The sequence below is a fragment of the Mycobacterium sp. 1164985.4 genome (assembly GCF_001668575.1).
Lineage (GTDB): Bacteria > Actinomycetota > Actinomycetes > Mycobacteriales > Mycobacteriaceae > Mycobacterium.
Genome location: NZ_LZMD01000108.1, coordinates 67897 through 91618, shown reverse-complemented (window position 1 = coordinate 91618; position 23722 = coordinate 67897). Strand labels below are relative to the sequence as shown.

20 protein-coding genes and 1 pseudogene are annotated in these 23722 nt (G+C 67.1%); 12 read left to right on the top strand and 9 right to left on the bottom strand.

Features of this window, described 5'->3' with window-relative positions:
• Positions 1–5: 5 nt before the first annotated feature.
• From A5650_RS24025 to A5650_RS24000, 6 genes and pseudogenes are all read left to right on the top strand, one after another.
• Positions 6–1061, top strand: a complete 1056-nt coding sequence (locus tag A5650_RS24025; protein ID WP_067298009.1) for an MCE family protein — start codon at positions 6–8, stop codon at positions 1059–1061.
• On the top strand, positions 1058–2158 hold the full coding sequence (locus A5650_RS24020) for an MCE family protein (RefSeq protein ID WP_067297903.1): 1101 nt from the start codon (positions 1058–1060) through the stop codon (positions 2156–2158). Before A5650_RS24025 ends, A5650_RS24020 begins: the two co-directional genes overlap by 4 nt.
• Before the next feature lie 20 nt (positions 2159–2178).
• Positions 2179–3444, top strand: a complete 1266-nt coding sequence (locus A5650_RS24015) for an MCE family protein (RefSeq protein WP_082950927.1) — start codon at positions 2179–2181, stop codon at positions 3442–3444.
• A pseudogene (locus A5650_RS24010) lies at positions 3441–4690 on the top strand (MlaD family protein). Before A5650_RS24015 ends, A5650_RS24010 begins: the two are co-directional and overlap by 4 nt.
• A gap of 45 nt (positions 4691–4735) precedes the next feature.
• Positions 4736–5389, top strand: a complete 654-nt coding sequence (locus tag A5650_RS24005; RefSeq protein ID WP_067297898.1) for an Rv1363c family protein — start codon at positions 4736–4738, stop codon at positions 5387–5389.
• Entirely contained in the window at positions 5386–6123 is a 738-nt protein-coding gene (locus A5650_RS24000; RefSeq protein ID WP_067297895.1) for a hypothetical protein, read from the top strand. The genes A5650_RS24005 and A5650_RS24000 overlap by 4 nt, the downstream gene beginning before the upstream one ends.
• Here the strand turns inward: A5650_RS24000 and A5650_RS23995 are convergent.
• Together A5650_RS23995 and A5650_RS23990 are read right to left on the bottom strand one after the other, a co-directional pair.
• Entirely contained in the window at positions 6113–6550 is a 438-nt protein-coding gene (locus A5650_RS23995) for a DUF2599 domain-containing protein (RefSeq protein ID WP_067297892.1), read from the bottom strand. The two genes, A5650_RS24000 and A5650_RS23995, sit on opposite strands and share 11 nt — an antisense overlap.
• Before the next feature lie 9 nt (positions 6551–6559).
• Entirely contained in the window at positions 6560–8035 is a 1476-nt protein-coding gene (locus A5650_RS23990) for an aldehyde dehydrogenase family protein (protein WP_067297889.1), read from the bottom strand.
• Positions 8036–8117: 82 nt separating this feature from the next.
• Between A5650_RS23990 and A5650_RS23985 the strand changes: the two genes are divergently transcribed.
• Positions 8118–8912 carry a FadR/GntR family transcriptional regulator gene (locus tag A5650_RS23985; protein ID WP_067297886.1) on the top strand — a complete coding sequence of 265 codons (795 nt, stop codon included), beginning with the start codon at positions 8118–8120 and terminating at the stop codon, positions 8910–8912.
• A 4-nt stretch (positions 8913–8916) separates the two neighbouring features.
• On the opposite strand, the gene A5650_RS23980 is transcribed toward A5650_RS23985, so the two are convergent.
• The 6 genes from A5650_RS23980 to A5650_RS23955 all read right to left on the bottom strand — a co-directional run bounded on the left by A5650_RS23980 (position 8917) and on the right by A5650_RS23955 (position 16215).
• A complete protein-coding gene (locus tag A5650_RS23980; protein WP_067297882.1) occupies positions 8917–10125 on the bottom strand; it encodes a CaiB/BaiF CoA transferase family protein in 1209 nt (402 codons plus the stop codon).
• Between the two features lie 46 nt (positions 10126–10171).
• Positions 10172–11236: a DUF7064 domain-containing protein gene (locus A5650_RS23975; protein ID WP_156744323.1), complete on the bottom strand. Its 1065-nt coding sequence runs from the start codon at positions 11234–11236 to the stop codon at positions 10172–10174.
• Positions 11237–11402: 166 nt separating this feature from the next.
• Positions 11403–12260, bottom strand: a complete 858-nt coding sequence (locus tag A5650_RS23970) for an acyl-CoA thioesterase (protein WP_067297874.1) — start codon at positions 12258–12260, stop codon at positions 11403–11405.
• Positions 12261–12290: 30 nt separating this feature from the next.
• Complete coding sequence (locus tag A5650_RS23965) at positions 12291–13865, bottom strand: AMP-binding protein (protein ID WP_067297871.1); 1575 nt, start codon at positions 13863–13865, stop codon at positions 12291–12293.
• Positions 13866–13946: 81 nt separating this feature from the next.
• Entirely contained in the window at positions 13947–15377 is a 1431-nt protein-coding gene (locus A5650_RS23960) for a FadR/GntR family transcriptional regulator (RefSeq protein WP_067297867.1), read from the bottom strand.
• 4 nt (positions 15378–15381) lie between these two features.
• Positions 15382–16215, bottom strand: coding sequence for an enoyl-CoA hydratase/isomerase family protein (locus tag A5650_RS23955; protein ID WP_082950918.1), 834 nt, complete (start codon positions 16213–16215; stop codon positions 15382–15384).
• A gap of 118 nt (positions 16216–16333) precedes the next feature.
• Between A5650_RS23955 and A5650_RS23950 the strand changes: the two genes are divergently transcribed.
• Genes A5650_RS23950 through A5650_RS23930 form a run of 5 tightly spaced genes read left to right on the top strand, consistent with a single transcriptional unit; the run spans position 16334 to position 23283 of the window.
• A complete protein-coding gene (locus tag A5650_RS23950) occupies positions 16334–17605 on the top strand; it encodes a cytochrome P450 family protein (RefSeq protein WP_082950926.1) in 1272 nt (423 codons plus the stop codon).
• Positions 17606–17607: 2 nt separating this feature from the next.
• Entirely contained in the window at positions 17608–18876 is a 1269-nt protein-coding gene (locus A5650_RS23945) for an FAS1-like dehydratase domain-containing protein (protein ID WP_067297864.1), read from the top strand.
• On the top strand, positions 18873–19724 hold the full coding sequence (locus tag A5650_RS23940; RefSeq protein ID WP_067297861.1) for an enoyl-CoA hydratase/isomerase family protein: 852 nt from the start codon (positions 18873–18875) through the stop codon (positions 19722–19724). The genes A5650_RS23945 and A5650_RS23940 overlap by 4 nt, the downstream gene beginning before the upstream one ends.
• On the top strand, positions 19721–21154 hold the full coding sequence (locus A5650_RS23935; RefSeq protein WP_067298000.1) for a phosphotransferase family protein: 1434 nt from the start codon (positions 19721–19723) through the stop codon (positions 21152–21154). Before A5650_RS23940 ends, A5650_RS23935 begins: the two co-directional genes overlap by 4 nt.
• Positions 21118–23283, top strand: a complete 2166-nt coding sequence (locus tag A5650_RS23930) for an acyl-CoA dehydrogenase family protein (protein WP_067297858.1) — start codon at positions 21118–21120, stop codon at positions 23281–23283. The genes A5650_RS23935 and A5650_RS23930 overlap by 37 nt, the downstream gene beginning before the upstream one ends.
• On the opposite strand, the gene A5650_RS23925 is transcribed toward A5650_RS23930, so the two are convergent.
• On the bottom strand, positions 23276–23707 hold the full coding sequence (locus A5650_RS23925) for a Zn-ribbon domain-containing OB-fold protein (protein ID WP_067297855.1): 432 nt from the start codon (positions 23705–23707) through the stop codon (positions 23276–23278). The two genes, A5650_RS23930 and A5650_RS23925, sit on opposite strands and share 8 nt — an antisense overlap.
• Between the last annotated feature and the right edge of the window lie 15 nt (positions 23708–23722).

Below are 23722 nucleotides of genomic sequence, written 5' to 3'. Positions count from 1 at the left end.
GGACGATGACAGAGGTGCTGGACAAGACGGCCGGGAAACGCGTGTGGCTCCGCTCCGTAGGGTCGTACAGCAAGCTTCAGCTCGGCGTGATCTCGGTCCTGGTGATCGCGCTGGCCCTCGGTGGGGCGCTGGGCCTCGGCAGGCTCGGGTTGGGAAAAGACGTCTACACCGCCGAGTTCGCGCAGGCGGCGGGCTTGAGCGTGGGTGACCAGGTAACCGTCGCCGGTGTGCGTGTCGGTCGCGTGACCAGCATGCGACTCTCGCGCGACCGGGTGGCCGTAGGCCTCGAGATCGACGACGACATACCGCTCGGCTCGGCCACCCGCGCGTCGATCAAGCTGACCACGCTGCTCGGCGCCCGGTACGTCGACGTTCAACCGGCTGGTTCGAAGCCGTTGTCGGACAAACGGATTCCGTTTGCCAACACCGAGGTCCCCTACGACCTGCAGTCCGCCCTGCAGGATGCAACCACAACCTTCGAGGCAGTCGACGCCGAGAAGATCGCACAGTCGATGACGACGCTGTCGACCCAGTTGCAGGGCGCACCCGAGGTGCTCCCGCAGGCGCTGCAGAACATCGAGCACCTGTCATCGGTCATCGCATCGCGCCGGGATCAGATCTACGACCTGTTGCGCAGCACCGAACAGGTGGCCGAACTGCTCGGCAACCAGCAGCGCAGCCTGGGCTTGTTGATGACCCAGGGCCGCGAGGTCCTCGGCGATCTGGCGGCGCGCAAGGACTTGGTGGTCCGGTTGATCGATGCCACCACGAAGCTGGTGAATCAGCTGCGGCCCGTGTTGATCGGGGACCGGCAGCGCATCGACGAACTGCTGCACAACCTCGAGGGCATGCTGGGCGCGGTGGGCCGCAACGACGCGCTGTTACGCAGCACGCTGCAGTTGATGCCCGTCACGGTCCGCAACTTCGCCAACGCCACCGGCAACGGCAACGAGTTCGACTTCACCTCCACAGGCGGTTCGATGATCGACTCTTTCGTGTGTGCGATCAGCGGGCGCGCCAAGCAGTTCAACCTGCCGCCGTACTTCGGGGACTGTAAATGAGTTCACGGGCACTGCTGAAGCTGATCGCCATCGTCGCGATGGTGTGCGGTGCGTGCGGCTGTTCGAGCAATCCGTTCGGCGAGCGGGCGATGACGATCATCGGCCTGTTCGACAGTGCCAGTGGGCTTTACGAAGGCAATGCGGTGTCGATCCTGGGCATGCCGGTCGGCTCCGTCGAGAAGATCGAGGCGAAAGGCGCCTACGTCGAGGTGACGATGCGCGTCGAGCCGGGAGTCAAGATCCCGGCCGATGCACAGGCGGTGACCGTGTCCACCTCCATCCTCACCGACAGGCACGTCGAGTTCACGCCCGTCTACGAGGGTGGCCCAACGCTCACCGATGGTCAGACGCTCGGGCTCGATCGCACCCGGACACCCGTCGAATTCGACCGAGTGCTGGCGATGATCGACAAGCTGGCAGTGCAGTTGCAGGGCGACGGTCACGGTTCCGGCCCGGTGGCCGACCTACTCTCGGTGAGCGCCGCGATGACCGAGGGCAACGGCACGAAGATCCGCTCGGCGCTGGGCGAGCTTTCGACGGCGTTGAAGATGAGCAAGGAACGCGGTGCGCCGACCGGCGACGCGATCACCAAGATCGTCACCAACCTCGAGAGCCTGACCACCGCGGCCGCCGAGAACGACCAGACCATCCGCGACTTCGGCTCCTCGATGCGTCAACTCAGCGACGTACTGGCGGCCGAACAGCTCGGCAGCGGATCGACCGGCGCGCAGATCAATCAGATCCTCACTGAGACAGCCGATCTGATCGAGGACAACCGGGAGGCCCTGAAGACGTCGACCGCGGGTATGGAGACGACCACGAAGGCGATCGCCGAGTACCGCCGCGAACTAGCCGAGTCGCTGGACGTGGCGCCGATGCTGCTCGACAACGTCTACAACATGATCGACCACGAGAAAGACGCCATCCGTGCGCATCCCGTGCTCGACAAGGTCGAACTCAACGGTCAGTTCACGAAGGAGGTCTGCAACCTGCTGGGCATGAAGCAGTTGGGCTGCACGACGGGCACCATTCAGGACTTCGGTCCCGATTTCGGGGTGACGAGCATGCTCGAGGGATTGGCAGGCCTCGGACCATGACGAAGCCCATGAAAGGGCTCATGACGAAGCCCATGACACCGACACGCGGAAGCGCCCGCGCCCTCGGCGCACTCGCCGCGTCGGCGCTCCTGGTGGGTGCGCTCGGGGGGTGTTCGATGGGCCTGGACCGGGTTCCGTTGCCCGCGCCGTCCGTCGGCCAGGACTCCTACGAGATCAGCGCGTCGTTCGCCAATGCGCTGAACCTGCCCGCCAAGGCGAAGGTTCGGTTGTCGGGCGCCGATGTGGGTGAGGTCCAGTCGATGACCGCCCGTGACTACACGGCGGTTGTGACGATGCGGATCTCTTCCGACGTCCAGATACCCTCCGGCACAAAGGCCGAGCTGCGTTCGGCCACTCCGCTCGGCGACATCTTCGTCGCGCTGACCCCGCCGCCTGGCGCTTCCGCGGCGACCGAACCGCTGCCGCCTGGCGCGGTGCTGCCGTTGGACTCCACCGCGTCGGCGGCGTCGGTGGAGGACGTGCTGAGCACCGCGGCGATGCTCGTCAACGGGGGAGCGATCCGCAACCTGACCCGGGTGATCAACGGTATGGGCCGTGCCGTCGGCGGCAAGGGTGAGGACCTCAACAAGTTCGTCGACGAATCCACCCGGCTGATCCAAAGCCTCTCGGCCCGCTCGGATTCGATCAAGCGCGCGCTAGCGCAGACCGACGACCTCTCCGCGACGATGGCGGCCCGCCAGCAGTCCATCGATGCGGCCGTCGAGGCGGCGGGTCCCGCGCTGGGCGCCGTCGCCGAGAACACCGACCGCATCGTCGATCTCATCGCCCAGGTCAACCGGATCACCCTGCAGCTGGCCAAGTTCCCGTCGGTGCGCGGGGAGGAGTCGCGCAGCATGATGGCCGACCTCAACAGGCTCTCGGAGGGGCTCAACGAGGCGTCGACGGCTCCCGGCGCGTCGTTGGCCAACTTCAACCTGATGTTCGGCCCGATACTCAAGACCACCAACTCGACCGCGTCCAACGTCGAGATCGATCTCGCGGACTTGGCCGTCGGCGCATTCGCCGATCGGTTCCACCCGGCCGATCCGGGGAGCCGGGGGCCGGGCCGCGAGGACTTCCGCAACCTCGTCGGCAGCATCTCCTACGAGCTGTTGATGATTCGCAACCGGTTCTGGGGCAAGCCCACGGCGCCGCCCGGTGTGGTGCCTCCACCGAACCTGATCGGGCCCAACCCGGCCAACCTCACGCCCGCTCCACCGCCGCCAGGCCTGCCGCCACCCCCGCCGACTGCCCCGCCGGGTGCGTCTCTGGAGGGACCGCCATGAGACTGCTGTTGAACGCGCTGCGGTGGGCCAAGGTGCGCCGTCTCGGGCTGTCGGCATTCGCGCTGGCGATGATGTTCGTTGTCGGCGTGACGTATCTGATGTTCGGAACGCTGCGCCTCGATCCGGTGAGCACCGAGTCCTTGGTTCGCGTCCATCTCGCTCAGACCGGTGGCCTGCTGCCGGGGCAGGACGTGACGCTGCGGGGCGTACCCGTAGGCCGGGTGCGCGCCATCGAATTGTCCGACACCGGCGCCGTCGCGGTGGCGGCGCTGCATCCGGGCACCCGGATTCCCACCGACACCGAGGTCAGGGTCTCCGCGCTGTCGCCGGCTGGTGAGCAGTATCTCGACTTTCGCGCCGACCGCAACGACGGTCCCTACCTCGCCGACGGCGCCGAGATCGCCAGCGATCGAACGCGAACACCGGTGACGCTGGCCAAACTGCTCGGCGATCTCGACGGCACACTCGAACAGGTCGACAGCGCGCGGTTGTCGGCGGTCCTCGACGAACTGCGGGTCGGCCCGGAGGGGGCGGACAAACTCGCCGCGATTCTCGACGGTGGCGCATTTCTGGTGTCGACGCTGGATTCGGTTCTGCCCCAGACGGTCAGCCTGATCCGCAACAGCAAGGTGGTGCTGTCGACCGTGCGGGACGTCGGCCCGGGCATGGCCGCGACGTCGTCGGACTTGTCGACGATCCTCGCCGGTGTCGAACGCATGGACGGCGGATACCGGACCCTGCTCGACCGTGCACCCGAGGCGTTCTCGGGCGTCGACGCCGTGATCGCCGACAACTCGCCGACGATGGTGCAGTTGCTCGGGAACCTGACCACCGTGTCCAGTTGGCGTATCTGCGGGTGCCCGCCCTGCAAGAGTTCTTCTTCCCGCAATACCGGACCGGGTCGGCGCTCGAAGCGGTCGGCAGCACCTTCCGCGACGGCGGGGTGTGGGGAGCGGTGAGCCTGTACTCGCGATACGGCTGTGACTACAACCTGCCCAAGGCGCCGCCGACGCTGACCGACTTCCCGGAGCCCTTCCTGTACACCTACTGTCCGAACCCCGACCCGAAATACCTTGTTCGCGGCGCCCGTAACGCACCGCGTCCACCCGGTGACGACACCGCGGGACCGCCGCCCGGTGCACATCCGTTGCAACGTGCCGATCCGGTTCCCACCGGTCCGCTCACCATCCCGACGCCGTACGGCGGTCCCGCCCTCCCGCTTCCGCCACCGCCGAGTGGGCCGTGAGGCGAAGCAAACGGACCGGCTCGATTACCCTGAAAGGAGCAATAGATGACTAACCGCGAACAGGTGCTGACACTGGACGCCACCGAGGACGACGACGCCGACGAGACCCGGCCGGAGGAAGCCGGCGAGGAGGCCACCGCCGGCGAGCCCGAATCGGAGCCGGAGGCGAAAGCAGATGAGCCCGATCCTGATTCACCGCGGCGACGGTGGCTGCGTCGGCCCAGTAGGAAGGGCGTCGCGCTGGGGCTTGGCGCCCTGCTCGTGATCGGATCGCTGGCCACCAGCGTGGTGCTGGCCCTCGACTTGAAGCGGGAGCGGGAGGTGACCGACGCCGGTCAGCAGGCCCTCGCCGCGGCGCAACAGTACGCGGTCGTCCTCACCAGCGTCGACGCCTCCAAGCTCGACGAGAATTTCACGGCGGTGCTGGACGGTGCGACCGGCGACTTCAAGCAGATGTACAGCGAGTCCAGCAATCAGCTCAAACAGGCGCTGATCGACAACAAGGCCAGGGCCGACGGCAAAGTCATCGCGGCCGGCATCAAATCGGCGACCAAGGACAAGGTCGAGGTCATGCTCTTTCTCGACCAGTCGGTCACCAACGCGCTGAATCCCGAACCGCGCCTTGATCGCAACCGCATCATCATCACCATGGAAAAGGTCGACGGCCGCTGGCTGGCCAGTGATGTCGTGCTGCCGTGAGCCGGCTTTTCGCGCGGTGGGCGGGCGTCGTCCTCGGCGTGGCGCTGGTCGGGGCGTTCATCGCGACGTCGCCGACGGCCGCCGCTGACACCACATCCAACGGGGTCACCTACACCGTCGTGCCCGACGTACGCGGCGGGACCAGCCCGCAGGGCCCCGGTGAGTGGACGGTGAACTACGAGAAGCTCGCGGGCGGCGACCCGGCGGTCACCGATGCGATCAACAGGATCCTCGACGACGAGGCCGACGGTCAGGTGTGGCTCTTCGCCGCCAGCGCCAGCAAGAGCTCACGATGGGTGTTCAACACCCAGGGCAGGCTGTTGTTCCGGCCGATGACCATCTCGGAACTGTGGCAAGGCCAGTACAACGCCTTCGACCTGCCGAACATGCCCGTCGATACCGTCGCCACGCGGGTTTTCGACTCCCGCAGCGGGATTCAAATCGTCTGGAAGAACCTGTTCGTCGACGAGCAGGCCGGGCTGAACCGATTGGGCGAGCTGACGAAGAAGATCCTGCCCGCCACCTACCCGGAACCGCCGCTGGGCGGATGGGGCGAGTACTACGCGGGGTGGGCTCCGGTGGAACGCAACTTCCGATTTTGGATTCCGACCGATGCCGGCATCCAGATGTATTTCCCCGAGGGGCAATTCGGCAGGGAGGTGCGTTCGATCACGATCCCGTGGGCCGGGGTGGCCGATCTGATCGATCCGGTGTTCGCGCCGATCACCAGTTGAGGACGTCGTCCGGTCCGCCCGGATTGCACCCCGAATTCTGCATGATGATGCTCGACACGACCGGTCGCCACGGCTCGAGGTTCCACGTGCCGACCTTGCCCGGATTGGTGAAGGTGGACAGCTGCCAGTAGCACATGAACTGGTTCTGCATGGACAGTGTGTTGGCGTCGGGCGCGTGTGCGAGCAACTCGGCCCACGCGTCGTAGCTCTGTGCGCCGTTGCTGAACGGGCCTGACCCCGCCCAGCCCCACGGCGTGGGGTAGATCCGCAGAGTCGCGCGGTCGCCGTGGTACTCCCAGACGGTGTGGTCGATGTAGTCGGGCGAGCCCGGTGGCCGCGGCGGCGGTGGTTGCGCATGTGCCACCACCGCACCGGATAAGAGCACGGCGACACCCGCCGCAGCGGCGAGCGTTCGACCCAGTCTCATGGCCTCACCTCAACCCACCGGCCACTGAAGCGCCTTGTGCTGCAAGTACTCCGAAAGCCCGTGCTCACCGAACTCCCGCCCGATGCCGCTGTGCTTGTACCCGCCGAAGGGCGCGCTCGGGTTCAGTCCGCCGCCACCACCGTTGATGATGACCGTACCGGCGCGCAACCGGCGTCCCACCGCCACCGCCCGCAGTGGGTCGGCCGACCAGACACCGCCCGCCAAGCCGTAACGGCTGTCGTTGGCCAGCCGCACCGCCTCGTCGTCGTCGCTGAACGGGATGACCACACCGACCGGGCCGAAAAACTCGTCTTGGGCGATGCGCATCGAGTTGTCCACCCCGACGAACAATGTCGGCTCCACGAAATAGCCACGTTCCAACTGCGCGGGACGCTTTCCGCCGAAGGCGATCTGCGCACCCTCCTCGACTCCGGCCGCGATCAGCGACTCGACCCGCTGGCGTTGCACCTCGCGGATCAACGGGCCCATCATCGTCGCCGGATCCGACGGGTCGCCCACGCTGATGAAGCCGAGCACTCCGGCGATGCGGGCGACCAGCTCGTCGTGCAGCGACTGGTGCACGAGGATCCGGGTCAACAGCGCGCAACCCTGGCCGGCGTGAGTGACGATGCCCGCGAGCACACTCTCCATCACCTTGTCGAGATCGGCGTCGTCGAGGATGATGTTCGCCGACTTGCCGCCCAGTTCGAGAACGACCTTCTTCAACGACTCCGCCGCCTGGGTATAGACCCTGCGGCCCACCGCATCCGAGCCGGTGAAGCTCACCAGGTCCACCCCGGGATGTGTCGTCAACGCCTCCCCTTCGGGGATGTCGCCGGTGACCACGTTGAGCACGCCCGGCGGCAGACCGGCGGCCTCGGCCACCTCACCGAGCACCAGCGCCTCCAGCGGCGTGTACGGCGACGGTTTGAGCACCGCGGTGCACCCGGCGGCCAACGCGGGTCCGATCTTGGCCAGGTTCAGCAGGAACGGGAAGTTGAACGGAGTGATCAGGGCGGCGACGCCGTAGGCTTCGCGCATCATCATGCCCTGGCCGATGCCGTGGCCCATCACGGGGCGCACCGGCGGCTCGAAGTCGAACTGCGGCAGTACCCGATCGGTCAGGTCACGGAAGTGGTCGATCGGGGTACCGACCTGAAGCATCTCGGCGAGCATGCGGGTCGAACCGGCCTCGGCGATGTTCAACTCGATGAGTTCGTCTCGGCGGCGGGTGAGTTCGTCGGCCATCGCGGCCAGGACGCGCCCACGCTCGGCTGGTCGCATCGTCGGCCACGGTCCCTCGTCGAACGCGGTGCGCGCGGCGGTGACAGCGGCGTCGACGTCGGCGACGGTCGCCTGCGGCACCTCGGCGATGGGTTCTTCGGTCGCCGGGTTCACCACCGTGACGGTGTCGTTGCCGGTACCCGACGTCCAAGCGCCGTCGATGAACAAGCCCTTCTGCGTGGAGACGGTCGTCGCTGTCACTGAATTCCTCCTAGGTGGACGTCATTGAGTAAGCTGAATTAGCTATTTCGTTGGCATCTTCGGGGAGTGGGGCAGGAGGGCGATGGAACTGAACGGCCGTGGCGACCGCTCGTCCAAGCTCGTCCGTGCCCCCAAGACCGCCGAGCTGATCGCCGAGCACCTGCGCAGCAGCATTGTCCGCGGGGTGCTCAAGAAGGGCGACGCACTGCCGACCGAGGTGGAGCTGGTTCGGCAGTTCGGGGTATCCCGGCCCACGCTGCGCGAGGCATTCCGGATCCTGGAGAGCGAGTCGCTGATCGTGGTGCGCCGCGGCTCGCGGGGCGGCGTGCTGGTGTCCTCGCCTGAAACCGCGGTGGCCGCACGTGATTTCGGCCTGCTGCTGCAGATGTCCAAAACCACGCTGGCCGATGTGTACGAGGCGCGTAAGGTGTTCGAGCCGGCGGCCGTCGAGCTGCTGGCCAAACGGGCCAAACCCGACGACATCGCCGAATTGCGGTCCACCTGTTCGGCTTTGGCTGCCCTGATCGCCGAAGGCGTCGAGGGCGCCGACCTCGGTGAGTGGTCGGCGGTCGTCTTCCGGTTCCACGACGTCATTCTCGAACGTTCCGGAAACAACACCATGGCCCTGGTCGGGGCGGTATTGCGCGATGTCATCACCAAGCACATGGATCGCGCCGTCACAACCGCCGCCGGTCCCGAGGTGATCGAAAAGCAGTTCAAGCAGACCCTGCGGACCTTCGAGAAGTTCATCGCGCTGATCGAAGACGGGGATGCGGTAGGGGCCAGGGAACTCTGGACCGCCCACATGAATCGTGCGGGCCGCCAGATGCTCTGGGGCAACCTCGGCAACGAAACGGTCCTCGACCTGTACTCCTGACACGTCAGCCCAGTACTCCCTGTTCGCGCAGACCTGCGATCGTGTCCCAGTCCATGCCGCAGTCCAGCAGGATCTCCTCGGTGTGCTGGCCGAGTTCGGGTGCGGGGCCGACCGGAGTGGTTGGCACGCCGTCGAATTGGTAAGGCGGGGCCACCAGGCGGAACGGTTCGCCGTCGGTGCCGACGACCTCGGGCAGATAGCCGTTCTCGGCGACCTGCGGGCTGGCGCAGACCTCCTCGAACGTCGCCGCCGCGGACCAGACGCCGGAGAATCCGGCCAAGGCGCTGCGCCACTCCTCGAGCGTGCGGCTACCGAACGTCGCGTCGAGTTCCGCGACGCACTCGGCACTGTTGACGAACCGCGAAAACGCGTCGCGGAACCGCTCGTCGTCGATCAGGTCGTCGCGCCCGATCAGTGCGCAGAGTTCAGTCCAGAAGCGGTCGGCCTGCAGGCACACCAGGTTCAACCAACGGTCATCGGAGGTGCGGTAGTAGTTGACGATCGGATTCGGTGCCGCCTTGCGTTCCATGCGCGGCAGTTCTTTCGAACCGGTCGCCGCCGCGGCGATGTCGGGCCCCATGGTCCACATCCCCGTGTTCAGCAGCGAGACGTCGATCAGCGCGCCCTCACCCGACCGTTCCCGCCGGAACAGTGCCATCGCCACCGCACCGGCGATGGCACTGGACCCCTGCAGGTCGAAGAACGCGGCGGGTTGCGCGGCGGGTTCCGTCGCCCCCGGTGCGGTGAGCTTGTTCTGCACGCCCGCCGCCGACCACGCTGCGGCGGAATCGAAACCACCGGTCGACGCGTTGGGTCCCGTGCTGCCCCAACCGGACCCCCGCACGTAGATCAGCCGAGGATTGTCCGCGCGAAGATCGTCGGGGTCGATGCCCAGTTTGGCCCGGACCTTCGGCAGGTAGCTGGTGAGGAACACGTCGGCGGTCGTGACGAGCCGGTGCAGCGCGTCCATACCGGCCGGGGTGGTCAGGTCGAGGGTGATGCTGCGCTTACCCCGATTGGGCACGTGCAGAAAAGGATTGGGCGCGCTGTCGTCGGCGTTGAGCGCATTGCGCAGCGCGCGCTGGGGATCACCAGTCGGGGGCTCCACCTTGATCACGTCGGCACCGAGATCGGCCATGATGGCGCCGGCGCCGGGCACAAAGGTCCACGCCGCCACCTCGACGACGCGTACACCCTCAAACGGTCCAGCCATACTCATCCTCCTGCCGCCTGCGATGGGTCGAAGTCCGATGCGGGCGTCACCGAACCGCCTGAAGCGCGTCACGCATCCGAGCAAAATGCTTGGGCTCCCAGATGTCCTGGTCCTCACCCCATCCGATCCGCCCGTCCATGTCGAACCGCATCAATGCCGTACTGCCGCCGCCGTATTCGCTGATGTGGCTGACGGTGAAGCCCTCCGTGGCCATCTGCCTGCCCAGCGTGTCGGTCAGCCGGAGCTCCATGTGCGAACTCCATCCCGTGACCGGGTCGCGGTAGTTCTTCATGACACTGGCCGATTTGACGAGTGAGGCGAATTCGCCGTCGCGCAGCAGCCAGCCGTGGTTGAGCGGTGACCAGCCGTCGGGGCCGCCCTCGGCAACCCGCACGAACGCGAGAAACCCGGCCTCGGGCCCGGTGTGGGCGAACACGTACTGGATGCGTCCACGTCCGCGTTCACGTTCGATCTGTCGCCACTGTGACCCCCCGGGGTGCAGGACCCGCCCGTTGTCGTGCGATGGTTTGTCCCTGCCCGGCTTCCGCGGAGGGCGAGGCGCGCCCCGCGGCGCCCAGGACCGGTCGCGCACCGAGTAGCAGTCGATCGGGATGTGCTCGCCGTCCAACGTCAGCACGCCGGTCACGTGACCCACCTGGTCGAAGTGGGTGTGGTTCATGAAGGGTGGCTCGCCAGGGGTGAACCGGCGCGGATCGTGCAGGCCCTCGAAGTGCAGGCGGATGGCGAAGTCGGCTGTCGCATCGGCGAACTCGATCTGGTACTCGCGCAGGGGTCGCAGCATGCGCACCGAGAAGCCGCCGCCGGGGATGGCGATGTCGCGCAGGTCCGGGTCCGGATCCGTCACCGGAACCTCGGTCTGCATCCGGAAGTAGCGCAGCTGGTCCGGGTGGGCACCGCGCGGGTCCCACACGTAGACGCGCCAGGTGACGGTGCGCCGCGTGGTGTGGAAGGTGGCGTGCAGCCAGCAGCCGATTTTGCGTTCCGGGATGTTGAAGGACCACCAGGTGGTCTCGGCCCAGTACGGGTCGCCCTCCGGGGCCGGATGGAAATTGTCGTCGGCGGGCAGCATCGGCGTATCGGCGGTGATCATCGAGGTTCGATCCGCCTGGTCTGTCGTGTCCGTGCGATCCGTGCGCGTCGTTGCGTCCGGACTGCTGGCCCGTGGCATGGCGTCATCCTAACGTAAAGGATACTAATTTAGGCGATACTTCCCAGATCGAAGCGAATGCTCCGACGGCCGACCTGACCCGCGCGAATCATCGTGCGTCCGAACGCTTCTCGCCGCGAGGGCGGGGGATGTCGAACAGCGACTCCTGGGCGAGGGTGGCCACGAGCGTGCCGTCCGTGTCGTAGAGGTGGCCCGAATACATGCCGCGTCCGCCTGCGGTCGCGACGGGATCGAGATCGATCAACAGCCAGTCGTTCGGATCCGCACCCCGGTGCAGCCACACCGCGTGATCAACGCTGGGCAGCAGGCCGACCTGCTCGATCTGCGGTGCCCGGGACAACCCGGTGCACAGGTCGGAGAGAAACACCACGCCGCAGGCCCGCACGTTCGGGTCGTCGGCCAGCGGCTCGCGAATGCGCAACCACATGCGTGCCGGCCAGCGGTACCACGGCCGGGTGTCCTCGGGAACGCGGGCCTCCACGTCGAAGGTGCGTGAGGCGTTGAGCTGGTGGGTGTCCAACTGCTCCGGCTGCTGTACCCGTGGTAGCTCACCGGCCTGATACTCGGGCGCATCGGGCTTCGGGCGGCTGAACGAGCAGGACATCGAGAAGATCACGTCGTCGTTCTGTACCGCGGTGACGCGTCGTCCCGAGTAGCGCCCGCCGTCACGGTCGCGTTCCACCCGCAGTTCGATCGGAGCGCTGGCGTCGCCGGCGAGCAGAAAATAGCCGTGCATGGAATGCGCGACGCGATCGTCGGGAACCGTCAAGCTCGCCGCGCGCAGCGCCTGCGCGGCCACCTGCCCGCCGTAGATCGTGCGCCTACCGGTCACGCTCACCGGGTCGGCCCGAAATCGGTCGTAAGGCAGCGCTTTGATGTGGAGCACTTCAGCGACGGTGGTCGGGGTGACCTGTTCGCCGTCGAAGACCTCGCGGGTCAAGCTCATTGCGATCCTCGGCTCGTGGTCGCGCTCACCTCAGACCCGCCTGCCAGCTTCGGCCCAATAGGCGTCCCTGATCGAGCGTTTCATCAGCTTCCCCGTCTCCGTGCGCGGCAGTCGAGCGGTGAACTCGACCGAGCGTGGACACTTGAAACCCGCGAGCCGCGAGCGGGTGAAGGCGATGAGTTCGTCGGCCAGGGATCTGGACGGCTCCGCCTCGGCGACGAGTTCCACCACCGCCTTGACCTGTTCGCCCCATTCCGCATCGGGAATCCCGATCACCGCCACGTCGGCGACGGCCGGATGGCTCGACAGGACGCCTTCGACCTCGGCCGGATAGATGTTGACGCCGCCGCTGATGATCATGTCCTTGGCACGATCGCAGATGAACAGATAGCCATCCTCGTCGAGATAACCGACGTCGCCCAACGTGAAGGCGTTGCCGCGGTACACCGACGCGGTGAGTTCGGCATCGTTGCGATACTCGAAGCCCGGCCCGTTCAGGGATTCGATGTAGACATTTCCGGTTTCGTTGGCGGGCAGGGGCTTTCCCTCGTCGTCCAGGATCTTGACGCTCATCCCGCGGACCGGCCTGCCGACAGTGCCCGGCTTCTGCAGCCACCGATAGGGCTTGGCGATGGTGGCCGCACCCTCCGTTCCGCCGTAGGTCTCCCAGATCACCGGGCCCCACCAATCCATCATGTCCTGCTTGACCTGCAGCGGGCACGGGGCCGCGGAATGCACCACCGAACGCAGGCTCGACACGTCGTACTTACTGCGGACATTCCGCGGCAACTTGAGCATGCGCACGAATTGGGTCGGCACCATGTAGGCCGACGTGACCGGGTGCCGGTCAATGGCGGCCAGGGTCTGCTCCGCGTCGAACTTGCCGAGGATCACCAGCGCCTGACCGACGTTGAGCGCCCCGAGATAGAAGCTCTGGCAACCGGCATGGTGCATACCGGTCGAAACCAGGTGCGCACCGTCGAAGGGGCGGAAGTCGAAGGCCCGCCCGAACACCGCCATGGCGTTGGCGGCTTCGGACGGATCGCGGTTGTCCAGCGCCCGCACAATGCCCTTGGGTTTCCCGGTCGTGCCGCTCGAATACCGGATGGTGTCGCCCTGTCTGCGGTTCTCGGGCGGGGTGGACGGCTGATCGGCGACGAATTCGGCATCGGTGACGAACCCCGCCGGTACGCCGTCTCCGGGTGTGGCACCGGCGACCACGCCCAGTGTGGCGCCGCCCGCGGCGGCGGCGCAGCGATCGAGGTACTCGACATGGGATACCAGCGCGCTGGCGCCGGAGTGCTCGAGGATCGAGGCGAATTCGTCGGTCGACAACGTCGGGTTCAGCGTCAGATAGCGCAGGCCGATTTCGGTGGTCGCCAACTGCCACACGACGGCGTCGACGTCATTGGGTAGCGCGTAGGCGACCACTTCCCCGTCGCGCAGGCCGTGGGCGCGCAGGGCATTGGCCACCCGGTGGGCCGCCGCGGCGAGTTCGCCGAAGCTCATGGTGCGCCCGCTGGGCGACTCGGCGATCGCCGGTGCATGGGGGCGATCTTCGGCGATCCACCACACTCCGAGCCGCTGGTCCCACGGATGCTTCACGTGCGCTCCCCTCTTGAATTAGCTTAAACAGTATACTCAACACCGAGCTCTGAACAGGCCCCGAGCTGAGTCAGCGAGAGGTCACCGCCCAGGCGGCATGGTGGCCGAGACGTGTGCGCGCATCCGGACCACGGCGAGCTCGCTGTCCCCGGCCAGCAGCGCGTCGGCAATGCTGCGATGCGCCGGATCGATGGCCCGCGAGGCGCGTTCGAGGGCTTGCGGGTCGTCGCCGGCGTACTGGGCGAAGAAGTTCCAGCCCAGTCGCATGGTGACCCGGTGCACCAGTTCGAGTGCTTTGTTGCCCGAGAGCCGGGCGAGCACGGAGTGGAAGTCCTCGCGTTTGGCGTATGCAGTGGTGACGCCCTGTTCGGATTCGGTGGCCAGCGCCCGCTCGATCATCGAGGCGTCGACGGTGCCCGAGTGCACGGCGGCGGCCGCCCGCTCGGCGACGGCCAGTTCCAGCCCGGTGCGCAGTTCTCCGATGTGTTGTGCGGTGACGCCGTGGCGGCGCAGGTAGATCGAGATGATCTCGGTCAGCGCAAAGCTGTCCGGCTCGGTGACGAAGAGGCCACCGCCGGGGCCGCGGCGGGTCAGCGCGATCTGCTGGTATTCGAGGATTCGGATCGCCTCGCGCAGGACCGCCCGGCTCGCCTTGTACTTGGCCATCAGTGTCGCTTCCGATCCGATGAACGTGCCGGGTGTCGCCCCCGTGTCGAGCACCCACGCGAAGATCTGCCGGGCCAGCGCCTCGCCGCGTTTGTCGCCGTCGGTGCCCGCGAGGGCGGCGGTGGGGTCCAGGTGCTGCACCGTAGCGGGCTGGCGGTGGATGAAGTCCGCCTCGGCGCGCAGGTGTCTGCTCATCCGCTCGCGGGCCACGCCCGGGTTGTTGGTCAGGATCGCCCTGGCGATGCTGGCGTGCGCGTGCTGGACCTCTTTGGTCATGCTGGCGGGCAGCATCGCCTCGTCGGCGAAGTGGAAATCAATGACGCGGCTGAAGGTTTCGACGAACAGTTGCAGCACCGGGTTTCCGGTCAGCGCGGCCAGTTGAGTGTGCAGCCGCCGGTACTCGGTGAAGTTGCCCTCCGATTCGTCGGCCAACGTCTCGCGCACGGTGCTGATGTCGGCCTCGCCTGCGCGTTGCGAGGCCAACTCCGCGACCAGCTCCTCGAGGATGATCCGGGTGTCGAAGAGTTCGTCGAGCGTGGCGTTGGCCCGCAGCAGGTAGATCACCGTCGGACCGATCACGGCGTCGACGTCGGGTTCGTCGATGACCAGGCCGCCACCGGTTCCGCGTCGCATCCGCGCCACGCGCTGATGCTCGACGAGGCGTACCGCCTCCCGCAGCACCGCCCGACTCACGCCGTAACGCTCGAGCAGTTCGGCCTCCGACCCGAGCACGTGGCCGACCGGCCAGCCCAGTTCGATGACGTCGGCGACGATCTGCTCGGCCGCGCGGCCCGCCAGCTTGGCCTGCCGCGAGTCGATGCGCGGCGCGATCAGGTCTTGATCCACCGCGTCACCGGTAGCTCGGTGGTCCGTTGCGCCGTGGAGTAGCGCGTCTCTCGGCCACCGGGGGGTTGCCGATGTGCGTGTAGGCCATGCCGTTCTGCAGCGCGGTCGACCTGGTCATGTCAAGAGATTCCCATATCGCCCGGATGGTTCCCTGGATTGCCGTGGTGTTCCGCTCGGCGATGGTCGCCGCGATCTGATGGGCGCGTTCCCAGAGCTGTTCGCGCTCGACGACCTCGGTCACCAGTCCGAGCCTTAGCGCGGTTTGGGCGGAGATGCGTTCCTCGGTCCCCATCAGCGCCCAACGCAACACGTCGCCGAGGGGAACACCGCGCTGCAGCATCCCGATCGGTTCCAACGCCGAGACGATCGACGCGTTCGCGTGCGGGTCGAAGAACGCGGCGTCCTCGGAGCAGATGATGATGTCGGCCTCGTTGAGCAGGTACTGCCCGCCGCCGGCCACCAGCCCGTGGACCGCGGTGATCACGGGCTTCCAGCACCGGTGCGCGATCTTCGGCGACACCCACACCCCGGGGTCGAAGCTGTTCCACACGTTGGACTTCAGGAACCAGCCCCCGTCGCCCTTGACGTCCACACCGGTGCAGAAGGCCCGATCGCCCGCCGCCCGAAGCACCACCACGTGGATGTCGTCGGTGTCGCGCACGGTCTGCCAGACCCAGACCAGCTCGCGGGCCATCCGTTCGGAGATGGCGTTCATCGCGTCGGGCCGGTTCAACGTCACCGTGGCCACGTGGTCCGAACCGACCGCGAATTCGATGGCCTGAAGCGCACCATCGGAGGTGCCCGGGTCGATGTCCGATTGGGGGCTAGCGTAAATCATAGTATTCAGTGTACTAATAAATTGGATTCGCAACTGACACACGGGGAAATGAGATGGGCAGTTTGGGTGCGCGACCGAAATGCGCCCGGGGTGCGAGTCGGCCCCGATGGGAGTGACCATGACGAAACCGTCCAGGGCGTCCCGGTCCGCAAAAGCCAGTCCTGGCCCGGCCGGGTTGCCGTACACGGACCTGGGCACCCGGCAGATGCTCGACGATCCGTTCGCGCGGATGGCCGAACTGCGGGCGGAAGCGCCGATCTCGTGGGCCACCGCCCCGCTGCTGCTGCGGGGCAAGGGCGGCTACCTGGTGACGCTGCACGAGGATGTCGGCCTGGTGTTCGGCGACGATCGGTTCTCCAACGACATCATCAAGTACACCTCGGCGCGCCGGTTCGCGTGGATGTTGCCGTCGTCGATCCGGATGCTGACCCAGACGATGGTCTTCCGGGACGACCCCGATCACAAGCGGCTACGGACGTTGGTGCACAAGGCCTTCACTCCGAAATTCGTCACCACGCTGGTGCCCGACATCAACAAGATCGCCGAACAGCTCGCCGACGAGGTGGCGGCCGAACGCGACGTCGACCTGGTTCAGGCCTTCGCCGTCAAGCTGCCGCTGGCGGTGATCGCCACCATGCTCGGCATCGCCGACAAGGACCGCGACACGTTCCACGATCTGGTGGAGAAGCTCGGTGACGACGCGGGGCGCCGCGCCGGCCAGCTCCGCAGTGCGTATCACTCGATCCAGCTGTCCCGGCTGTTCGAGGAGATGATCTCCGATCGCCGCGTCAACCCCGATGACGGATTGATCTCAGAACTCGTGCGGGCCAACGAAGGTGGCGACAAGCTCAGCCACAAGGAAGCCGTCGCCATGGTGTTCCTGTTGCTGTTGGCCGGCCACGACACCACCTCGAGCCTGATCGGCAGCAGCGTGCTGGCGCTGACCCAGCACCCCGAACAGCAGGAGCTGCTGCGCAGCCAGCCCGAACTCCTCGAGTCCACCGCAATCGAGGAGCTGTTGCGCTACACCGCCCCGGTGGCCTACGGCGCGGCCCGGCTGGCCAAGGAGGACATGGAGATTCGCGGCGTGCACATTCCGCGCGGCTCACAGCTGCTGGGAGCGATCATCTCCGCCAACCGGGACGAGACGGTGTTCGAGGATCCGGATGCGCTGGATCTGACTCGGAAACCCAACCGTCACTTCGGGTTTGCCTTCGGTATTCACTACTGCCTGGGGCATCAACTCGCGAGGCTTGAGGGGCGCGCGGCGTTGAGCACCCTGCTGCGACGTTTTCCCAACTGGGAGCTCAAGGCGGCGCCGGAGCGGCTGCATTACCGGCCGACGGTGTCGCTGCGTGGACTGACCAACCTACCGATACGGATGTACTGAACATGACACAGACGCAACAGCAGGAATTCGACCACGCCATCAAGGACGAGGACATCGAGCGCGCGAAGCTGCTGATCGGCATCGACGCGCCGACGAGCATCGACGAGTTCTACCGCGAGGCCAGCGTCGACGGGATCCGCAACTTCGCCCGCGGGGCAGGCGACGACAATCCGTTGTTCTGCGATCCGGATTATGCCGCCGACACCCGGTGGGGCGGGGTGATCGCACCGCCGATGATCTTCTCGGCGATGTCGAAGAAGATGCTCGGCGATCCGATTCCCGAAGACATCCGCAGGGCCACGAGGGGGCTGTTCTCCGGCATCCACGTCTTCGTCTCGGGTCAGACCACCGAGTGGTACCAGCCCGTGCGGCCGGGGGATTCGCTGTACGGCTTCGGTGGCCTGGAGTCGATCGAGGAGAAGCACAGCGAATACGCGGGCCGATCGATCATCCGCATCCTGCGCCAGGTCAAGGTGAACCAGCGCGCCGAGGTGGTCGCGGTCGCTCGCATCATCCTGATCGCGACCGAGCGCCAGCGCTCGCGTGAGCGCGGCAAGTACATGGACATCAAGCCCGCGACCTACACCGACGAGCAGATCGCCGAGATCGACGAGATCTATGCCGCCGAGGGCCCGCGCGGCGCGGAGCCGCGGTACTGGGAGGACGTCGAGGTCGGCGAGCCGCTGCCGAAGATGGTCAAGGGCCCGCTGACACTCACCGACGTCATCAGCTTCCACTCGGGCGGTTACGGTTTCGGGCCGTACGGGATCGGCGCGGCACGGATCGGTTACAAGAACCGCCAGCGGGTGCCGAAGTTCTACATCAAGAACGCCGCGGGCATCCCCGACGTCGCTCAGCGCCTGCACTGGGAGAACGAGTGGTCGCAGTCCATCGGCAACCCGATGGCCTACGACTACGGCGTGATGCGCGAGTGCTGGCTCACCCACTTCGTCACCGACTGGATGGGCGACGACGGGTGGCTGGTGCGCCAGCACGACGAGATGCGCAAGTTCAACTTCATCGGGGATACGCAATTCATCACCGGTGAGGTGGTCGGCAAGCGCATGGAGAACGGAAATGCCCTGGTGGATCTTGATTTCTGCTGCACCAGCCAGCGCGGGGAGGTCACCGCTCCGGCCACCGCCACCGTCGCGCTGCCCAGCCGCGAGCACGGCCCGGTGGTTCTCCCTACTCCGGATGAGGACTTGCGCCGCAAGGCCGCCGCGATGCTCGACCGGCACAACGAACTGATCGGAAAAGCGCGGCGGTGACGTCGGCTCACCCGATCGAAACCGGCACCGACACCGTGCTGGCCGAGGTCGTCGACGGGGTTGGGATCATCACCCTCAACCGGCCGGAGCGGCGCAATGCGCTGCACGCCGAGATGTACGTCGCAGTGCCGCGCCTGCTCGAACGGTTCGCCGCCGACGATGCGATCGGCAGCGTGCTGATCACGGGCTCGGGCAACGCGTTCTGCGCGGGTGGCGATGTGCGGGACGGTAATTCGGGCAAGCAGGCACCGGACAAGCGGGGTGATGGGGTCGACGTCGAGGCCAAGGTGCGCGCGCAGTCCACGCAGCTGGCCGACAACGCCAGAATGGTGACCCTGCTGCATCGCATGCCCAAGGTCACGATAGCCGCGCTACCCGGTGCGGCCGTCGGCGCGGGCATGAGCATCGCGCTCGCCGCCGATCTGCGCATCGCGGCACGATCGGCGCGGCTCATCCCCGGGTGGTCGAAGCTCGCATTCTCCGGTGATTTCGGCGGGGCCTGGTTCCTCACCCGGTTGCTCGGACCGGCCAAGGCGCTCGAACTGTTGATCGCCGATGAGCCGGTCGACGCGGAGGCCGGACAGCGTCTCGGCTTGTTCAACCGGGTCGTCGACGACGCCGACCTGCGGGACTCGGCGATCCGCTGGGCCGCGCAGATCGCCGCAGGGCCGACATCCGCCTTCGCCGGGACCAAGGCCAACGTCCTCGACGCACAGTGTCTTCCGCTCGAAGAGGCATTGTCGTCCGAAAGCGAGCGCATGGTGCGCAGCGGCATGACCGCGGAGCACCGTGCGGCGGTGAAGGCGTGGCTGGCCGCCGCCGCGGCGAAGTCGGGTGCACGCTCATGAGCGGCGCCCAAGCGATCTCCGACGAGCTGCTGCAGTGGATCCGGCAGACCGCCGGCGCCGAACGTGTCGAGCTCAAGCAGGTACCCGGTGGCGCCAGCAGGCAGGCCTGGTTCGTCGACGCATACGGTGCGGGCGGTGACGAGCAGTTGTTCCTGCGTTACGACCCGAATCCGCCCAAGCCGGGCAGCGCCTTTCACTCCTTGCAGGTCGAGGCGGAGATCATGGGGGAGTTGTGGCGCCACGGCGTGACGGTGCCGCGCGTGCTGGCCGCGCATCCGGACCAACAGGCGGTATTGCTGGAACGCGTCGGCGGCGACACCTGGTTCCGGCTGATCAAGGATCCCGGCGACCAGGTCCGCATCGCGCAGGACTTCATCGCCAAACTGGCCTACCTGCACCGCATCGATGCCGGCGCGCTGAACATCCCGAGCCTGGGATCGGCGGGTCCGGTGCCAGGACATGTGCGGGCCGAACTGGTAATGATGCGGGAACGCGTTGCGGCGTGCGGGAAGCCGGCGCCGCTGGTGTCGTTCTGCATCGACTGGCTCGAGCGCAACATCCCCGAGTACGAAGGACCGACTGTGCTGGTCCAGGGCGACACCGGGCCCGGCAATTTCATGTACGCCGACGGCGCGGTGACCGCGATCGTGGATTGGGAACTGGCCCATTTCGGTGACCCGATGGACGACATCGCGTGGCTGTCCCTGCGCACCGTGCAGGACACCTTCACCCATTTCCCCGACCGCATCGCCGAATACGAGCGGCTGTCCGGCCATGCGGTCGACGAAGCCCGGGTCTGGTACTACCGGTTGTTCGCCGAGACGCGGCTGGCGTCGATGAATCCAGGGGGCGTCGACGCGCGGGCGTCGGTGCCCGCCCGTTCGCCGGACGCCGGCAACAGCCTGATCTACGGCATGCTGCACCGTCGCCTGCTGGTCGAGGCGCTGGCCCGGGTGGTCGGCATCCCCGACGTCGATGTCGAATTCCCCGACGAGGAACAGGAATCCGAGCGGGCGCCCGTGTACGCCGCCACCGCGGCGGCATTGTCCGATGCGGCCGGACGGTCCACCGACCCGTTGGCCACCCGCTACGTCAAGGGCGCCGCCCGGCTGGTCAAGTACCTCGCCGAGGTGGATCGGGTCGGCGCCCAGGTCGACGCCGCCGAACTCGCCGAGCTCCGCGAATTGCTCGGTACAAACCCGGCTTCGGTGCCGTCGGGACGGGCCGCGTTGGCGGAGTTGGTCGGCCGCGGTGAACTCGACGAGCGCGACTACGTCACTCAAGTGTGGCGCGGCATCAAGCGTGACGACTACCTCACCAGAACCGCCTCCGGAGCGCTTCGGCAGCGGACCTGGCCGGAACTTCACGATTCGAGCGAAACAGGAGTGCATCGATGGGCATCGCCATCACCGACGACCACCGTGAGCTAGCCGAGGTCGCGCGGTCCTTCCTCGGCGCGCGGGGTGCGCGCGCGTCCGCCAGGGCGCTGTTGGATGCCGACGCCGAGGAACGGCCCGACTTCTGGTCCGAACTGGCCGGCTTGGGATGGCTCGGCCTGCACGTGCCGGAGCAGTACGGCGGCGCGGGATGCGGCCTGCCCGAACTCGTCTTGGTGACAGAGGAATTCGGTCGTGCGGTCGCACCCGGACCGTTCGTCCCGACGGTGATCGCGTCGGCGATCATCTCGGCCGCGGGCACCGAGGAGCAACGTGGCCGCTGGCTGCCGGGCCTGGTCGACGGCACCTCGACCGCGGGCGTGGGATTCAGTACCGCGCTGTCCTCCGACGGCTCACACTGCACCGGCGACGCGGGTGTGGTCCTCGGCGCGGGACTGGCCGACCTGTTGGTATTGGCCGTCGGGGAGGACGTGTTGGTGCTGCCGGCCGCGGGTGACGGCGTCACCGTCGACGTGAAGACCAACCTCGATCCCACCCGGCGCACGGCGCGCGTCACGCTGACCGACGTCGCGATCGGCGCCGCCGAGGTGTTGCCCGGCGCCGCAGCCATCGCGCGGGCGATGGCCAGGACGATCGCCGCTGCCGAAGCCGTTGGCGGAGCGCATGATTGCGTCGACGCGGCCGTCGAGTATGCCAAGGTACGCGAGCAGTTCGGGCGCACCATCGGCACCTTCCAGGCGGTCAAGCATCATCTCGCCAACATGCTGGTGGCGGCCGAATCGGCGGGCGCGACAGTGTGGGACGCGGCGCGGGCGGCCAATGCGGGGGAGCAGGAGTTCGCGTTGATGGCGGCCTGCGCGGCGACGCTGGCCTTCCCCGCCTACGTCCACAACGCCGAACTGAACATCCAGGTACACGGCGGCATCGGATACACGTGGGAGCACGACGCGCACCTGCACCTGCGGCGGGCCATCACGGTGCGCGGGTTGCTCGGGGGGCGGGACGCACCGCTCGACGTCTACGAACTGACCGCCAAGGGCGTCGTCCGCGAGAATTCGGTCGATCTGCCCCCCGAGGCCGAACGGTTGCGCGAAGAGGTTCGCGCGGAGTTCTCCTCCTGGTCGGGACTGGAGCCGAAACAGTTGCGGGAGAGGATGATCGAGACCGGCTACGTCATGCCGCACTGGCCGAAGCCGTGGGGTCGGGCGGCCGGTGCCGTCGAGCAACTGGTCATCGAGCAGGAGATGGCCGAGGCCGGCATCAAGCGACCGGAGTTCGGCATCACCAGCTGGGTGGTGTTGACCATGATCCAGCACGGCACCGCCGATCAGATCGACCGGTTGGTGCGCCCGGCACTGACCGGCGAACACGTGTGGTGCCAGCTGTTCTCCGAACCCGGCGCCGGTTCGGACGCGGCGGCGGTGAGTACAAAGGCAACGCGCACCGACGGTGGCTGGATCATCAATGGGCAGAAGGTCTGGACCAGCGGCGCGCAGTATTGCCGTTACGGTTTGGCGACCGTGCGCACCGATCCCACGGCGGCCAAGCACGCGGGCATCACCACCGTCATCATCGACATGAACGCCCCGGGGGTCGAAGTGCGTCCGTTGCGCCAGATCACCGGGGGCTCTGAGTTCAACGAGGTTTTCTTCAACGACGTTTTCGTGCCCGACGGTGACGTGGTCGGTGAGCCGAACGACGGATGGCGGGTGGCCCGGGCGACGCTCGGCAACGAACGGGTCAGCATCGGCGGGGGGCTACCGGGCACTCAGGGTGCCGTGGGAATGGTGGTCGACCTGACGCAGCGCTACGGCGACCGGATGGCGGCCGCGCCCGAACGGGCGGGCAGGTTCCTCGCCGACGACCACGCGCTGCGACTGCTGAACCTGCGCCGGGTGGTGCGTAGCGTGGTCGGCGCCGAGCCCGGGCCCGAGGGCAACGTCACCAAACTCCTGATCGCCGAACACGTGGTTGCGAGGGCGAGCCTCTCGGCCGAACTCGTCGGACCCGACGTCGCGCTTGTCAGCGGTCCCGGAAAATACCCCGGTTTCATGGTGCTGGCGTCGCGCGGAATGACCATCGCGGGCGGCACTTCGGAGATCACACGCAACCAAATCGCCGAGCGCATCCTGGGATTGCCGCGCGACCCGTTGATCAAGTGACCGGCGCGAACACCGGAACCCATGCCTCGCCGTGTTGTTCGAACCGGACCGCGACCGGCATCCCGGATTGCACCGCATCGGGATCGCAGTCGACGATATTGGCGGTCAGTCGCAGCCCGGGTTGTTCGGCGAGTTCGACCAGGGCCACCACGAACGGTGTCGGCACGCTCGGATTGAACTGCTGATGACACACGGTGAACGTGAACACGGTGCCGCGGCCCGATACCGCGACGAACCCCGGATCCGCGCCGCACGTCGGGCAGGTCGGCCGTGGGGGATGAAAGTAACGCGCGCAGGCCGCGCAGTGGGCCATGAGCAGCCGGCCCTCGGCGCCGCCGGTCCAGTACGGGCGCGAAGTGTCGTCGAGCGGCGGCAGGATGCGCGGGGCGTGTGAAGAAACCGGAGTAACCGAGGCGTCGGACACAACATAAAAGTACAC